This window comes from Mycobacterium sp. OTB74 (genome assembly GCF_029892685.1).
Classification (GTDB): Bacteria; Actinomycetota; Actinomycetes; order Mycobacteriales; family Mycobacteriaceae; genus Mycobacterium.
The window spans coordinates 144854-158694 of sequence record NZ_JARXVD010000014.1; the positions used below are offsets into that span (position 1 = coordinate 144854).

Sequence of the window (13841 nt, forward strand, 5' to 3'; positions counted from 1 at the left end):
CGAGCCGCTTGCGCGAAGAACAGGCAGCGCCGGGCGCACGTATCTCCCTCGACGATCTGCCGCTGCGGGAGAACCTACGCGGCAAATCGCCATACGGCGCACCGCAATTGGTGGTGCCGGTGCGGCTCAACACCAACGAGAACCCGCACCCGCCGACCCAGGCGCTGATCGATGATGTCGCAGAATCGGTGCGCGAGGCCGCAGCCGAGTTGCACCGGTACCCGGACCGCGACGCCATGGCGCTGCGGACCGATCTGGCCGCGTACATGCAGCAGGCAACCGGCGTCGCGCTGGGACCGGAAAATCTCTGGGCGGCAAACGGTTCCAATGAAATCCTGCAGCAGCTGCTGCAGGCGTTCGGCGGACCGGGGCGCAGTGCCATCGGCTTTGTGCCGTCCTACTCGATGCACCCGATCATTGCCGACGGCACCCAGACCGACTGGATGGTGGCGACGCGCGCCGCGGACTTCGGGCTTGATGTCGATCTTGCGGAGGCCGCGATCGGCGAGCGCAAGCCCGACGTCGTGTTCGTCACCAGCCCCAACAACCCGACCGGTCAGAGCATCCCGCTCGATGACCTGCGCCGGCTGCTGGACGTGACTCCGGGAATCCTGATTCTGGACGAGGCCTACGGCGAATTCTCCTCGCAGCCAAGCGGTGTCGAGCTGCTGGCCGACTACCCGACCAAGCTCATCGTCAGCCGCACCATGAGCAAGGCCTTCGCCTTCGCCGGTGGCCGGCTGGGCTACATGATCGCCGATCCCGCCGTCATCGACGCCATGCTGCTGGTGCGCCTGCCGTACCACCTGTCTGTGCTGACCCAGGCCGCAGCACGGGCGGCGCTGCGGCATGCCGACGAAACTCTGAGCAGCGTCGCCACCTTGGCGGCCGAGCGTGACCGGGTGGCAGCGGCGTTACATGACTTGGGTTTTCGGGTCATCCCCAGCGACTCGAACTTCATCCTGTTCGGTGAGTTCGCCGACGCGCCGGCGACTTGGCAGCGCTACCTCGATGCCGGTGTGCTGATCCGTGATGTAGGCATCCCCGGATATCTGCGCACCACAATCGGATTGGCCTCCGAGAATGACGCCCTACTGGAAGCCAGCGCCCGGCTGGCCCAGACCGAACTGGGAGGAAAGCCGTGACCCGTCGCGCCCGCGTCGAACGCACGACAAAGGAATCCAGCATCGTTGTCGAGATCGACCTCGACGGCACCGGTCAGACCGACATCAGCACCGGCGTGCCGTTCTTCGATCACATGCTGACCTCCCTCGGTAGCCACGCCAGCTTCGACCTGGCGGTCCATGCCAAAGGTGACGTCGAGATCGAGGGGCACCACACGGTCGAGGACACCGCGATCGTGCTGGGCCAGGCGTTGGGACAGGCGCTCGGCGACAAGAAGGGCATCCGCCGGTTCGGTGATGCCTACATTCCGATGGACGAGACGCTCGCCCATGCTGCGGTTGATGTTTCGGGCCGACCGTACTTCGTGCACACCGGTGAGCCGGAGTCCATGGTGACCTTTACCATCGCGGGATCGTCGGTGCCGTACCACACGGTGATCAACCGGCACGTGTTCGAGTCGTTGGCCTTCAACGCCCGCATCGCGCTGCACGTGCGGACGCTGTATGGCCGGGACCCGCACCACATCACCGAGGCGCAGTACAAGGCTGTTGCTCGCGCGCTGCGCGCAGCGGTCGAGTACGACGCTCGGGTCACCGGTGTCCCGTCGACCAAGGGCACTCTGTGACATCGGAGCCGCTCGGCCGGCGACATCGGACGAAGAAACTCGTTGTCCTGGACTACGGTTCGGGCAATCTGCGGTCTGCGCAGCGCGCGCTGGAGCGGGTCGGTGCCGACGTCGAAGTGACCAGTGATGCTGCCGCCGCTGCCGCCGCCGACGGACTGGTGGTGCCCGGCGTGGGCGCTTACGAGGCGTGCATGGCGGGTCTGCGTGCGATCGGCGGGGAGCAGATCGTCGCCTCGCGGCTGGCCGCAGGGCATCCGGTACTCGGCGTATGCGTCGGCATGCAGATCCTGTTCTCAAAGGGTGTCGAATTCGGGGTACAGACACCCGGCTGCGGACAGTGGCCCGGCGAAGTCACCCGGTTGGAAGCACCGGTGATTCCGCACATGGGCTGGAACGTGGTCGAAGCGGCCGCCGGCAGCACATTGTTCCGCGGGCTCGATGCGAGTACCCGGTTCTACTTCGTGCATTCCTATGCCGCCCAGCAGTGGGATGGCCGGGCCGAGGCGAAGGTCACCTGGGCTACGCATCATGTGCCGTTCATCGCTGCCGTCGAGGACGGCGCGTTGTCGGCGACACAGTTTCATCCGGAGAAGAGTGGCGACGCAGGCGCGACGCTGTTGGCGAATTGGGTTGAGGGACTATGAGTTTGATTTTATTGCCGGCCGTCGATGTGGTGGACGGCAAGGCAGTGCGACTTGTGCAGGGCAAAGCCGGCAGCGAGACCGACTACGGTTCGGCGCTGGAGGCCGCACAGACCTGGCAGCGGGACGGCGCCGAGTGGGTTCACCTGGTGGACTTGGACGCTGCGTTCGGCCGGGGTGGCAATCGCGAACTGCTGGCCGAGGTAGTCGGCAAACTCGATGTGGCCGTGGAGCTTTCCGGCGGCATCCGCGATGACGAGTCGCTGAAGGCCGCGATGGACACCGGCTGCGCCCGGGTCAACATCGGTACCGCGGCGTTGGAAAGCCCGCAGTGGTGCCGCCGCGCCATCGCCGAATACGGCGACCGAGTGGCGGTCGGGCTGGATGTGCAGTTCGAGAATGGCAGCTGGCGGCTGCGCGGCCGCGGCTGGGAGACCGACGGCGGCGACCTGTGGCAGGTGCTGGAACGCCTTGACAGCGAAGGTTGTTCGCGCTACGTGGTCACTGATGTGACCAAGGACGGCACGCTCACCGGGCCCAACCTGGACTTGCTGAGCACTGTCGCCGGACGCACCAGCGCGCCGATCATCGCGTCAGGTGGTGTTTCCAGCCTGGACGACCTGCGTGCCATTGCGACGCTCACCGGCCAGGGTGTGGAAGGTGCGATCGTCGGAAAGGCTCTGTACGCAGAGCGTTTCACGCTGCCCGAGGCGTTGGCTGCGGTTAAGTGATCGAACCGGCGAGGTTGGCAGAGCTGGTCGCCACGGCGGCCGGCATCCTCGACGATGCCTCGGCGCCGTTCATTGCCGGCCATCGGGCCGACTCGGCGGTTCGCAAGAAGGGCAACGACTTTGCCACCGAGGTCGACCTCGCCATCGAGCGGCAGGTAGTCGCCGCACTGGCAGCGGCAACGGGCATCGGCGTGCACGGCGAGGAATTCGGCGGTGAGCCGATCGACTCCGAGCTGGTGTGGGTGCTGGACCCGATCGACGGCACTTTCAACTACGCGGCCGGTTCGCCTATGGCGGCGATTCTGCTGGGCCTGCTGTGGCAGGGGAATCCGATCGCCGGACTGACCTGGTTGCCGTTCATGGGGCAGCGGTATGTCGCGATGGTCGGTGGGCCGGTGCGTGACGGGGCAACGGTGTTGCCGCCGTTGGCGCCGGCCACTTTGGCTGACTCGATCGTCGGTATCCAGACGTTCAACATCGCTTCGAAGGGCCGATTCCCTGGGCGGTACCGCAACGCTGTCCTGTCGGACCTGACTCGGGAGTGCTCGCGGGTGCGGATGCACGGTGCGACCGGTCTGGATTTGGCTTACGTGGGTGCCGGAATTCTTGGTGGGGCAATCAGTTTCGGCCATCACATCTGGGATCACGCAGCGGGCGTGGCGCTGGTACGGGCCGCCGGCGGCATCGTCACCGACCTGGCCGGCGAACCCTGGACTGTCGAGTCCAAGTCGGCATTGGCCGCCGCTCCCGGTGTGCACGAAAGGATGCTGGAGATCGTGAAATCCGTTGGTGCCCCGGAGGACTACCTGTGAGCGTCTCAAAAAGCGACGTGGCTACCCGCGTCATCCCGTGCCTGGACGTGGACGACGGCCGCGTAGTCAAGGGTGTCAACTTTGAGAACCTGCGCGACGCAGGCGATCCGGTCGAGCTGGCCGCGGCCTACGACGCCGAGGGCGCCGACGAGCTGACCTTCCTGGATGTCACCGCATCCTCATCGGGCCGGTCGACCATGCTCGAGGTGGTCAAGCGCACCGCCGAGCAGGTGTTCATCCCGTTGACCGTCGGCGGCGGTGTGCGGTCGGTCGAGGACGTCGACACGCTGCTCCGTGCCGGTGCGGACAAGGTGTCGGTCAACACCGCGGCGATCGCGCGGCCCGAGCTGCTGTCGGAGTTGTCCCGCCAGTTCGGCTCCCAGTGCATCGTGCTGTCGGTGGATGCTCGGACCGTACCCGCTGGCGGCACCCAGACCCCGTCGGGCTGGGAGGTCACCACCCACGGCGGCCGCCGCGGCACCGGCATCGACGCCGTCGAATGGGCAAGGCGCGGAGCCGAACTCGGAGTCGGCGAGATTCTGCTGAACTCCATGGACGCCGACGGCACCAAGGCCGGGTTCGACTTGGCGATGCTGCGAGCGGTGCGAGCCGCGGTAAGCGTGCCGGTGATCGCCAGCGGGGGAGCCGGAGCCGTTGAGCACTTCGCGCCCGCGGTGCAGGCTGGTGCCGATGCGGTGCTGGCGGCCAGCGTGTTCCACTTCCGCGAGCTGACCATCGGTCAGGTGAAGGCTGCGATGGCGGCTGAAGGGATCACAGTGCGATGAGCACTTGCGCGGCTGGTCTCCGGCATACGTTCGATCTCGGACGGTCAACTTTCCTTGACGGTCAACAAAAGTTGAGCGCTCTCAGCCGAAATGTGCGATGGACACAGGTGCGCACCAGCGCGAAAACTGGGGATGGCATATGAGTCTCGACCCCGCGATCGCCGCTCGACTCAAGCGCAATGAGGCGGGGCTGTTCACCGCGATCGTGCAGCAGCGCGGTACCGGTGACGTGCTGATGGTCGCCTGGATGGACGACGATGCGCTTGCCCGCACTCTGGAAACCCGTGAGGCGACGTACTTTTCGCGATCGCGTGGTGAGCAGTGGATCAAGGGTGCGACCTCTGGCCACACTCAGTATGTGCACTCGGTGCGCTTGGACTGCGACGGCGACGCTGTGCTGCTGGAGGTCGACCAGGTGGGCGGCGCCTGCCACACCGGCGACCACAGCTGCTTTGACGCCGATCAACTCCTCGCCCCCGAGTGATTTGTGCACAATTTTCCGCGCTGACCGGCGAAAATCGTGCACAGATCACCAAACGCGACTGGCTTTAGCGCGGGCGGTCCAGCGGCCCTGGTCGTAACCGACCTGCACCGGATGCGAAAAGGCTTGCGTTACATTGTCGGTCGTCACCGTTGAGACCGCAGGTCCGCTGGCCACGGTGCGGCCTTCGGCGATCAGCAGCGCGTGCGTGGTCGTGGTCGGCAGTTCCTCCAGATGATGCGTCACCAGGATCGACGCCACCTCCGGGTGCGCGTCGTCCAGGGCGTCGATGGTTTCCAGAAGTTGTTCGCGGGCAGCCACATCCAGGCCGGTGGTGGGTTCGTCAAGGAGCAGCAGCCGGGGGCCGGAGATCAATGCGCGCGCGATCAGGGTTCGGCCCCGTTCGCCCTGCGACAACGTCGGCCACGTCGACGATGCAATCCGCTCCAAGCCGATGGTCGAGATCATGGCGTCCGCGCGCTCCAAGTCGGAAGGCGAGGGCTGCCACCGCTGTGGAGTGTCGATGGTGCCGGTGATCCCGGTGAGTACCACTTCGCGCACGGTCAGCGGATACTGCAACCGGTGTCGGGGGTTCACCTGGCCGATCGAGCGCCGGAGCGGCGCAAGCTCGGTACGGCCCATCTGCTCACCCAGCACCCGCACGGTGCCTGACGTCGGGAAGGTCATTGCACCGCAGAACCCCAGCAGGGTGCTCTTGCCGGCGCCGTTGGGGCCCAATAGCGCCCAGTGCTCACCGGGCTGCACGGTGAGCGAGATTCCATCGATGATCTGCTTGCCCTCGCGGCGGAACGTCACGTTGTCGAGTTCCAGGACCGGTGTCATGCGAAGGACTCCTTCAATGCGCTCAGGTGGGTTCTGCTGGAGGCCGCTGGGGCGTCCGTCGAGATTCTGAGTCTGACCCAGCAGTCGATCGGTGCCACTGCCCTCACCTACTTCGAACATCGCGGAGGCTGGGCCTGCGGCCGCCAGCGACTCGGTGCTGACCGCGTCGCTGGCGGCGGTGACCCAGGCGGCTAACGTGCCTTGAGCACCTCGAGCGCCTGATCGGCGTGGGTGTCCATGCTGAACTCGGAAGCGATCACCTCGAGAACGGTGCGATCGGTGCCGATCACGAACGTGGTCCGCTTGACCGGCATCAGCTTGCCGAGCAGGCCGCGTTTGACGCCGAACTGCTCGGCCACCGTGCCGTCGGCGTCGGACAGCAGGGGATAGTCGAACCCCTGCTGTGAGGCGAACTTGGCCTGCTTGGCCACCGCGTCGGTGCTGATGCCGACGCGTGAGGCGCCCACTTGTGCGAACTCGGATGCGAGGTCGCGGAAGTGGCACGCCTCTTTGGTGCAGCCCGGTGTCATCGCCGCTGGATAGAAGAACAAGACGATGGGCCCATCGGCCAACAGTTCGGAAAGGCTTCGGACGGTCCCGCTCTGGTCGGGCAGGGAGAACTCAGCTACCTGGTCACCACGCTTCATGTGTCCAACGCTACTTCTGGGAGAATTGCCGCGTGCACACGACCTCCCGCGAGGAATTTCGCGCGCTCGCTGCCGAGCATCGCGTGGTTCCGGTGACCCGCAAGGTGCTCGCGGACAGCGAGACGCCGCTGTCGGCTTACCGCAAGTTGGCCGACAACCGCCCAGGTACGTTCCTGCTGGAATCGGCTGAGAATGGGCGGTCTTGGTCGCGCTGGTCGTTCATCGGCGCCGGGGCTCCGTCAGCGCTGACCATCAAGGACGGGTATGCGGTTTGGCTTGGCGTCACACCGAAGGACGCACCCAGCGGCGGTGACCCGCTGCAGGCAGTCCGTGAAACGCTGGCCTTGCTCGAGACGGCGGCCGTGCCCGGGCTGCCGCCGCTGTCCAGCGGCCTCGTGGGCTATTTCGCCTATGACATGGTGCGACACCTGGAGCGGCTCCCGGTGCTCGCTGTAGACGACCTCAAGCTGCCCGACATGGTGCTGCTGCTGGCCACCGACATGGCCGCCCTCGACCACCACGAGGGCACCATCACGCTGATCGCCAACGCGGTCAACTGGAACGGCACCGACGAACGCGTGGACTGGGCCTATGACGACGCAGTGGCCCGACTGGACGTGATGACCAAGGCGCTCGGCGAGCCGTTGCCGTCGTCCGTTGCGACGTTCAGTCGTCCTCAGCCGCAACCGCGTTCACAGCGCACGGTGGAGGAGTACACCGCCATCGTCGAAAAGCTGGTCGGCGACATCGAGGCCGGCGAGGCCTTCCAGGTGGTGCCGTCACAGCGTTTCGAGATGGACACCGTCGCCGACCCCATCGACGTGTACCGGATGCTGCGGGTGACCAACCCCAGCCCCTATATGTACCTGCTCAATGTCCCCAATGCTGAAGGCGAACTTGACTTTTCGATTGTCGGGTCCAGCCCGGAAGCGCTTGTCACGGTCACCGACGGAGTGGCTACGACGCATCCTATTGCGGGTACCCGCTGGCGCGGAGCCACCGATGAGGAAGACATCCTGCTGGAGAAGGAGCTGCTTGCCGACGACAAGGAGCGCTCCGAGCACCTGATGCTGGTCGACCTAGGCCGCAATGATCTGGGTCGGGTATGTACGCCCGGGACGGTGCGGGTGGAGGACTACAGCCACATCGAGCGCTACAGCCACGTCATGCATCTGGTATCCACCGTGACCGGCCATCTGGCCGATGGTAAGACCGCGCTGGATGCGGTGACCGCCTGCTTCCCCGCCGGCACCCTGTCCGGCGCGCCGAAGGTGCGCGCCATGGAGCTCATCGAAGAAGTCGAGCTGACGCGCCGCGGCACCTATGGCGGGGTGCTCGGCTATCTGGACTTCGCCGGCAACGCCGACTTCGCCATCGCCATCCGTACCGCCCTGATGCGCGGCGGCACGGCCTACGTGCAGGCCGGCGGGGGAGTCGTGGCCGATTCCAACGGCCCATACGAGTACAACGAGTCCGCCAACAAGGCCAAGGCCGTGCTCGCGGCCATTGCGGCGGCCGAAACACTGGTGGCACCGATCCCCAACCCGCTCGCGCCATGACCGGGAACACCGACCGCACCGCGGTCGCGACCAGGACCGCACAGCTGCTGCTCTTGGTGGCAGCTCTGACCCTGTGGGGCGCCTCCCGTTTGCGCTGGGTGGACGTGTCCACCTTCGACGGGCTCGGCAAGCCCAAGACCACGACGCTGTCCGGTGCCCAGTGGTCGACGGCGCTGATCCCGCTGGCATTGCTGGTGGCTGCGGCCGCAGTGGCCGCCCTTGGGGTCCGTGGGTGGGCTCTGCGGCTGCTCGCACTGTTGGTGGCAGCTGCCAGCGCAGGCATGGGTTATCTGGGGATCAGTCTTTGGGTGGTGACCGATATATCGGTCCGGGCCGCGGATATGGCTGAGGTGCCGGTGATGTTCCTGGTCGGCACCAACCGCCATCACTGGGGTGCTGGGATAACGCTGGTGGCGGCGGTGTGCACGTTGGTCGGTGCGGTGCTGCTGATGCGTGCCGCGGGCAAGGACTCGACCAAGGCCGCCGCGGCGAAATATGCCGCTCCCGGGCAAGCGGCGGAACAGGGAGAACCCGCTGATGGGATGTCAGGACGGATGATCTGGGACGCCCTCGACGACGGTCGGGACCCGACGCTCCCGGACGACGACGACAAGTGATTGGGGGCGGTGGCATCAGGCCCAGCCTCGGCGACTACCCTTCGAGGGACATCGCTTCGGCTTCACCATCGGTATGGAAGGACAACGACGCGTTATGAGTTCGGGGACCGTGCTCGACTCCATCATCGAGGGAGTCCGCGCCGATGTCGCCGCCCGCGAAGCCGAATTGAGCCTTGCTGACGTCAAAGACCGCGCCAAGCGGGCACCTGCGTCGCTTGATGTTCTGGCCGCTTTGCGTGAGCCCGGAATCGGTGTCATCGCAGAGGTCAAGCGGGCCAGCCCCAGCCGCGGTGAGCTGGCGCAGATCGATGATCCGGCCAAGCTGGCCAAGGCTTATCAGTCCGGTGGTGCGCGGGTGATCAGCGTGCTGACCGAAGAGCGGCGCTTCAATGGCTCGCTGGCCGACCTTGACGCGGTGCGCGCGGCAGTGTCGATTCCGGTGCTGCGCAAGGACTTCATCGTCACGCCGTACCAGATTCACGAGGCGCGCGCGCACGGCGCAGACATGCTGCTGCTGATTGTCGCTGCTCTGGAGCAGTCGGTGCTGACCTCGATGATCGACCGTACCGAGTCCCTGGGTATGACGCCGTTGGTCGAGGTGCACACCGAGGAAGAAGCCGACCGTGCGCTGCAGGCCGGTGCCAAGGTCATCGGCGTCAACGCTCGCGACCTGAAGACTCTCGAGGTCGACCGGGACTGCTTCGCTCGCATTGCCCCCGGCCTGCCCAGCAGCATCATCCGGATCGCTGAGTCGGGGGTGCGGGGTACTGCCGACCTGTTGGCCTATGCCGGCGCCGGTGCAGACGCGGTGCTGGTTGGCGAGGGCCTGGTCACCAGCGGAGATCCCCGCAGTGCTGTCGCCGACCTGGTGACTGCCGGTACGCACCCGTCCTGCCCGAAACCGGCCCGCTGAATTGCGGGCTCCTGCGCGAAGAGCAGTGAGCTGAATGTCTGAACCGAACAGCCCTGAATTGCCGCGGATGAGTGCGGCTGTCGCCGAGCCCACCACCCATGACCCAGATCCCAAGGGGCACTTCGGGTCCTACGGCGGCAGGTTGGTGCCAGAGGCATTGATGGCAGTCATCGAAGAGGTCACCGCCGCCTACGACAAGGTGCGCACGGACCAGAGCTTCCTCGATGAGCTCGATCGGCTGCAGCAGCACTACACGGGGCGGCCGTCGCCGCTGTACGAAGCCACCAGGCTGGCCGCGCATGCCGGCGGTGCGCGGCTGTTCCTGAAGCGAGAAGACCTGAACCACACCGGTTCTCACAAGATCAACAATGTGCTGGGCCAAGCGCTGCTGGCCAAGCGGATGGGCAAGACCCGCGTCATCGCCGAGACCGGAGCCGGTCAGCACGGCGTGGCCACCGCGACCGCGTGTGCGCTGTTGGGCCTGGAGTGCATCGTGTACATGGGCGCGGTGGATACCGCCCGCCAGGCGTTGAACGTGGCTCGGATGCGACTGCTCGGTGCCACCGTGGTGGCTGTCGAGGCGGGTTCTGCGACGTTGAAAGACGCCATCAACGAGGCCTTCCGCGACTGGGTCACCAACGCGGACAACACCTATTACTGCTTCGGCACCGCGGCCGGCCCGCACCCGTTCCCGGTGATGGTGCGCGACTTCCAGCGCGTCATCGGGATGGAGGCGCGGGTCCAGATTCAGCAGCAGGTCGGCCGTCTGCCCGACGCGGTGACCGCGTGCATCGGCGGCGGATCGAACGCGATCGGGATCTTCCACGCCTTCATCGACGACCCCTCGGTCCGCCTGGTCGGATTCGAAGCGGCCGGTGACGGCGTCGAAACTGGAAGGCACGCAGCCACTTTCACCGGCGGTTCGCCCGGTGCGTTCCAGGGTTCGTTCTCCTACTTGCTGCAGGACGAGGACGGCCAGACCATCGAATCGCATTCGATCTCGGCCGGTTTGGACTATCCCGGGGTTGGCCCTGAGCACGCGTACCTCAAGGACACGGGCCGCGCCGAATATCAGCCCATCACTGACACCGAGGCCATGGAGGCCTTCCGGTTGTTGTGCCGCACCGAGGGCATCATCCCGGCCATCGAGTCGGCGCACGCGGTGGCCGGTGCATTGAAGCTCGGTGTCGAGTTGGGCCCCAGCGCCGTGATCGTGGTGAATCTGTCAGGCCGTGGCGACAAAGACGTTGAGACCGCGGCGAAGTGGTTCGGACTACTGGACGGTGGTGAGGGCGCGTCATGAGCCGGTTGGCTGGATTGTTCGAATCGTGCCGTAAGGACAACCGCTCGGCGCTGATCGGTTATCTGCCAACGGGTTTCCCGGATGTACAGACATCGATCGACGCAATGGTCGCGATGGTCGAATCCGGCTGCGACATCATCGAAGTGGGCGTCGCCTACTCTGATCCCGGGATGGACGGACCGACCATCGCCGCCGCCACCAATACTGCGTTGGCCGGCGGTGTGCGTGTACGTGACGCGCTGCGCGCGGTGGAGGCAATCAGCAACGCCGGCGGCAGTGCCGTGGTGATGACGTATTGGAACCCAGTGCTGCGCTGGGGAGTCGACGCCTTCGCGCGTGACCTGGCCGCTGCCGGAGGGCTGGGCCTGATCACCCCGGACCTGATCCCGGACGAAGCCGACGAATGGTTTGCCGCCTCCGATGCGCACAACCTCGACCGGATTTTCCTGGTAGCCCCCTCGTCCACCCCGGAGCGGCTGGCAGCGACCGCCGCGGCCTCTCGCGGTTTCGTCTATGCCGCGTCGACCATGGGCGTGACGGGTGCCCGGGATGCAGTGTCGAATATGGCCCCGGAGTTGGTGTCCCGGGTGCGGCAGGTGTCCGATATCCCGGTCGGTGTGGGCCTCGGTGTGCGCTCGCGTGAGCAGGCTGCCGAGATCGCGGCCTACGCCGACGGCGTTATCGTAGGCTCTGCATTGGTATCAGCGTTGGGCGACAATGGAATTCCAGCGGTCCGTGAGTTGACCGAGCAACTGGCTCAGGGAGTGAGACAGAAGGTTTCCGCATGACGACGACGTTGTTGGCTTACATTCCGAGCCCGGCGCAGGGCGTGTGGCATCTCGGACCGGTACCGATCCGCGCCTATGCGCTGTGCATCATCACCGGGATCGTCGCTGCGCTGATCATCGGGGACCGCCGTTGGGTGGCCCGTGGCGGCGAATCAGGCGTCATCTACGACATTGCGCTGTGGGCGGTTCCGTTCGGATTGGTCGGCGGTCGGCTGTACCACGTGATGACCGACTGGCGCACCTATTTCGCCGAGGGCGGCGCCGGGGTCGCGGGTGCACTGCGGGTCTGGGACGGCGGCCTCGGCATCTGGGGCGCAGTTGCGCTGGGTGCGGTCGGTGCCTGGATCGGATGCCGTCGGCATGGAATTCCGTTGCCCGCGTTCGGCGATGCAGTGGCTCCGGGCGTCGTGTTGGCCCAAGGTATCGGCCGACTGGGCAATTACTTCAATCAGGAGCTCTACGGCCGTCCTACGAATGTGCCTTGGGGCTTGGAGATTTTCGAGCGGGCCGATAGTCAGGGCCGGGTGTCCCCGCACCTACTCGACGGCGTTTCCACCGGCCAGGTTGCGGCCGTTGTACATCCGACGTTCCTGTACGAATTGATCTGGAACGTCCTGGTTTTCGTCTTTCTGCTGTGGGCTGACCGCCGTTTCCGGCTTGGCCACGGTCGGCTGTTCGCGCTGTACGTCGCGAGCTATTGCATCGGTCGGTTCTGTGTGGAACTGATGCGCAGCGATCCGGCCACACTCATCGCCGGTACTCGGGTGAACTCGTTCACCGCGACGTTCGTTTTCATCGGTGCGGTCTTCTACATGATAGTTGCGCCGAAGGGGCGCGAGGATCCGGCGTCACTCGCTGGACGGGCCGCGGGCGAGGCTGTCGAGGCTGACGTCGTGTCCGAGACCCATGCGGACGACAAGAGGCTGGCTGCTGTCGGTGCTGCTGCGGTGGCGGGTGCTGCCGTGGCCGAAGGCAAAGCCGAAGCTGTCGACGGCAGTGGTGCGGCTGACGAGTCAGCTGACGCTGAGCCGGAGGAAGTGGCGTCGGAGGAGGCTCCGTCGGACGAAGGTGAGTCGGCGGAAGACGAGCCCGCCGCGGCGGCCGAGGCCGTGACAGCTGCGCCGGATGACAGTGACATCGCGGACGAGGACGATGAGGACATCGCGGACGAGGCTGACGCGGTCGAGACGGAGTCCGACGAGACCGAAGTGCTAGCCGATGACGACGCGGAGGACGAGACCCCGGAGCCGGAGGGATCGGAGGCTGAGGGCGCCGACGAGCCCGAGGCCGAGGTCGCGTCTGAAGAAGTCGCTGAGCCGGCTTCGGACGCTGAAGCGGCTCCGGTCGCAGACGCTGGTGAATCGGTAGAGGGGCAAGCCGACGAGCCCGGCGAGTCGTCTGAAGAAGAGCCTGACGAGGCCGAACCTGAGGGCGAAGCGGATGCCGCCGAGTCTGACGACCTGGCCGCAGCGGTCGAGCCGGTAGCACCGGAATCGGCAAGTGAACCGGCTGAGGACGACGTAGCCGAAGCTGAGCCGGAGGCGGCGGAAGCGGAGCAGGAAGCGGAATCCGAGCCGGAGGCAGAAGCCGAACCGGCAGCCGAAGCGGAGTCAGAGACGGAATCTGAGCCAGAGGCGGAACCCAAAGCGAAAGCCGAACCCGAGGTGAACGAGGAGCCGGAAGCAGCGGCCGAATCGGAATCCGAGCCGGAGCCAGAGCCCGAGGTGAAAGCCGAGGCGGAGGCAGAAGCTGAGACCGAGGTCAAGGCCGCACCGTCGACTGCCGCGCTCCCGGTCTGGGAGCCACCGGCATCACGGCGTCGCTGGTTCCGGCGTCAGCGCTGACCGGACATCTTTCGTCCGGGGTCGGGGGGGTTGAATTTAGGGAATGGTCAGGTTGTAGTCCCAAAAAACCAAATAGCCGCCCCACCCGCAAACCCCCCGGGGGGGCGCCACGCCCCACACCCCCCCG

15 protein-coding genes are annotated in these 13841 nt (G+C 66.1%); 13 read left to right on the top strand and 2 right to left on the bottom strand.

Features of this window, described 5'->3' with window-relative positions:
- The first annotated feature begins 8 nt into the window (after nt 1-8).
- The 7 genes from M2432_RS19000 to hisI all read left to right on the top strand — a co-directional run bounded on the left by M2432_RS19000 (nt 9) and on the right by hisI (nt 5203).
- Nucleotides 9-1145 (top strand): histidinol-phosphate transaminase, encoded by a 1137-nt coding sequence (locus M2432_RS19000; RefSeq protein ID WP_280828397.1) that lies wholly within the window; start codon nt 9-11, stop codon nt 1143-1145.
- Nucleotides 1142-1750 carry an imidazoleglycerol-phosphate dehydratase HisB gene (hisB, locus tag M2432_RS19005; RefSeq protein WP_280828373.1) on the top strand — a complete coding sequence of 203 codons (609 nt, stop codon included), beginning with the start codon at nt 1142-1144 and terminating at the stop codon, nt 1748-1750. Before M2432_RS19000 ends, hisB begins: the two co-directional genes overlap by 4 nt.
- A complete protein-coding gene (gene hisH / locus M2432_RS19010; protein WP_280828374.1) occupies nt 1747-2394 on the top strand; it encodes an imidazole glycerol phosphate synthase subunit HisH in 648 nt (215 codons plus the stop codon). The genes hisB and hisH overlap by 4 nt, the downstream gene beginning before the upstream one ends.
- A complete protein-coding gene (gene priA, locus M2432_RS19015) occupies nt 2391-3122 on the top strand; it encodes a bifunctional 1-(5-phosphoribosyl)-5-((5-phosphoribosylamino)methylideneamino)imidazole-4-carboxamide isomerase/phosphoribosylanthranilate isomerase PriA (RefSeq protein ID WP_280828375.1) in 732 nt (243 codons plus the stop codon). Before hisH ends, priA begins: the two co-directional genes overlap by 4 nt.
- Complete coding sequence (locus tag M2432_RS19020; protein WP_280828398.1) at nt 3122-3934, top strand: inositol monophosphatase family protein; 813 nt, start codon at nt 3122-3124, stop codon at nt 3932-3934. The genes priA and M2432_RS19020 overlap by 1 nt, the downstream gene beginning before the upstream one ends.
- Complete coding sequence (gene hisF, locus M2432_RS19025) at nt 3931-4719, top strand: imidazole glycerol phosphate synthase subunit HisF (RefSeq protein ID WP_280828376.1); 789 nt, start codon at nt 3931-3933, stop codon at nt 4717-4719. Before M2432_RS19020 ends, hisF begins: the two co-directional genes overlap by 4 nt.
- A gap of 139 nt (nt 4720-4858) precedes the next feature.
- Nucleotides 4859-5203 (top strand): phosphoribosyl-AMP cyclohydrolase, encoded by a 345-nt coding sequence (hisI, locus tag M2432_RS19030; RefSeq protein WP_280828377.1) that lies wholly within the window; start codon nt 4859-4861, stop codon nt 5201-5203.
- 45 nt (nt 5204-5248) lie between these two features.
- On the opposite strand, the gene M2432_RS19035 is transcribed toward hisI, so the two are convergent.
- Both M2432_RS19035 and M2432_RS19040 read right to left on the bottom strand, forming a co-directional pair.
- Nucleotides 5249-6043, bottom strand: coding sequence for an ATP-binding cassette domain-containing protein (locus tag M2432_RS19035; protein ID WP_280828378.1), 795 nt, complete (start codon nt 6041-6043; stop codon nt 5249-5251).
- A gap of 191 nt (nt 6044-6234) precedes the next feature.
- Nucleotides 6235-6690 carry a peroxiredoxin gene (locus M2432_RS19040; RefSeq protein WP_280828379.1) on the bottom strand — a complete coding sequence of 152 codons (456 nt, stop codon included), beginning with the start codon at nt 6688-6690 and terminating at the stop codon, nt 6235-6237.
- Between the two features lie 32 nt (nt 6691-6722).
- Between M2432_RS19040 and M2432_RS19045 the strand changes: the two genes are divergently transcribed.
- From M2432_RS19045 to lgt, 6 genes are all read left to right on the top strand, one after another.
- Nucleotides 6723-8249 carry an anthranilate synthase component I gene (locus tag M2432_RS19045; RefSeq protein WP_280828380.1) on the top strand — a complete coding sequence of 509 codons (1527 nt, stop codon included), beginning with the start codon at nt 6723-6725 and terminating at the stop codon, nt 8247-8249.
- The gene (locus M2432_RS19050; protein WP_280828381.1) at nt 8246-8866 is read left to right on the top strand and encodes a TIGR02234 family membrane protein; all 621 of its coding nucleotides are present in this window, start codon (nt 8246-8248) and stop codon (nt 8864-8866) included. The genes M2432_RS19045 and M2432_RS19050 overlap by 4 nt, the downstream gene beginning before the upstream one ends.
- A 94-nt stretch (nt 8867-8960) precedes the next feature.
- Entirely contained in the window at nt 8961-9779 is an 819-nt protein-coding gene (gene trpC, locus M2432_RS19055) for an indole-3-glycerol phosphate synthase TrpC (RefSeq protein WP_280828382.1), read from the top strand.
- A gap of 34 nt (nt 9780-9813) precedes the next feature.
- Nucleotides 9814-11082: a tryptophan synthase subunit beta gene (gene trpB, locus M2432_RS19060; protein WP_280828383.1), complete on the top strand. Its 1269-nt coding sequence runs from the start codon at nt 9814-9816 to the stop codon at nt 11080-11082.
- On the top strand, nt 11079-11870 hold the full coding sequence (gene trpA, locus M2432_RS19065) for a tryptophan synthase subunit alpha (protein WP_280828384.1): 792 nt from the start codon (nt 11079-11081) through the stop codon (nt 11868-11870). The genes trpB and trpA overlap by 4 nt, the downstream gene beginning before the upstream one ends.
- Nucleotides 11867-13714, top strand: a complete 1848-nt coding sequence (gene lgt, locus M2432_RS19070) for a prolipoprotein diacylglyceryl transferase (protein ID WP_280828385.1) — start codon at nt 11867-11869, stop codon at nt 13712-13714. Before trpA ends, lgt begins: the two co-directional genes overlap by 4 nt.
- Nucleotides 13715-13841 lie beyond the last annotated feature (127 nt).

Coding starts and splice junctions, on each gene's coding strand:
- priA (WP_280828375.1), top strand. CDS start 2,391: ATGAGTTTGATTTTATTGCCGGCCGTCGATGTGGTGGACGGCAAGGCA.
- hisI (WP_280828377.1), top strand. CDS start 4,859: ATGAGTCTCGACCCCGCGATCGCCGCTCGACTCAAGCGCAATGAGGCG.
- M2432_RS19035 (WP_280828378.1), bottom strand. CDS start 6,043: ATGACACCGGTCCTGGAACTCGACAACGTGACGTTCCGCCGCGAGGGC.
- M2432_RS19040 (WP_280828379.1), bottom strand. CDS start 6,690: ATGAAGCGTGGTGACCAGGTAGCTGAGTTCTCCCTGCCCGACCAGAGC.
- M2432_RS19050 (WP_280828381.1), top strand. CDS start 8,246: ATGACCGGGAACACCGACCGCACCGCGGTCGCGACCAGGACCGCACAG.
- trpC (WP_280828382.1), top strand. CDS start 8,961: ATGAGTTCGGGGACCGTGCTCGACTCCATCATCGAGGGAGTCCGCGCC.
- trpB (WP_280828383.1), top strand. CDS start 9,814: ATGTCTGAACCGAACAGCCCTGAATTGCCGCGGATGAGTGCGGCTGTC.
- trpA (WP_280828384.1), top strand. CDS start 11,079: ATGAGCCGGTTGGCTGGATTGTTCGAATCGTGCCGTAAGGACAACCGC.
- lgt (WP_280828385.1), top strand. CDS start 11,867: ATGACGACGACGTTGTTGGCTTACATTCCGAGCCCGGCGCAGGGCGTG.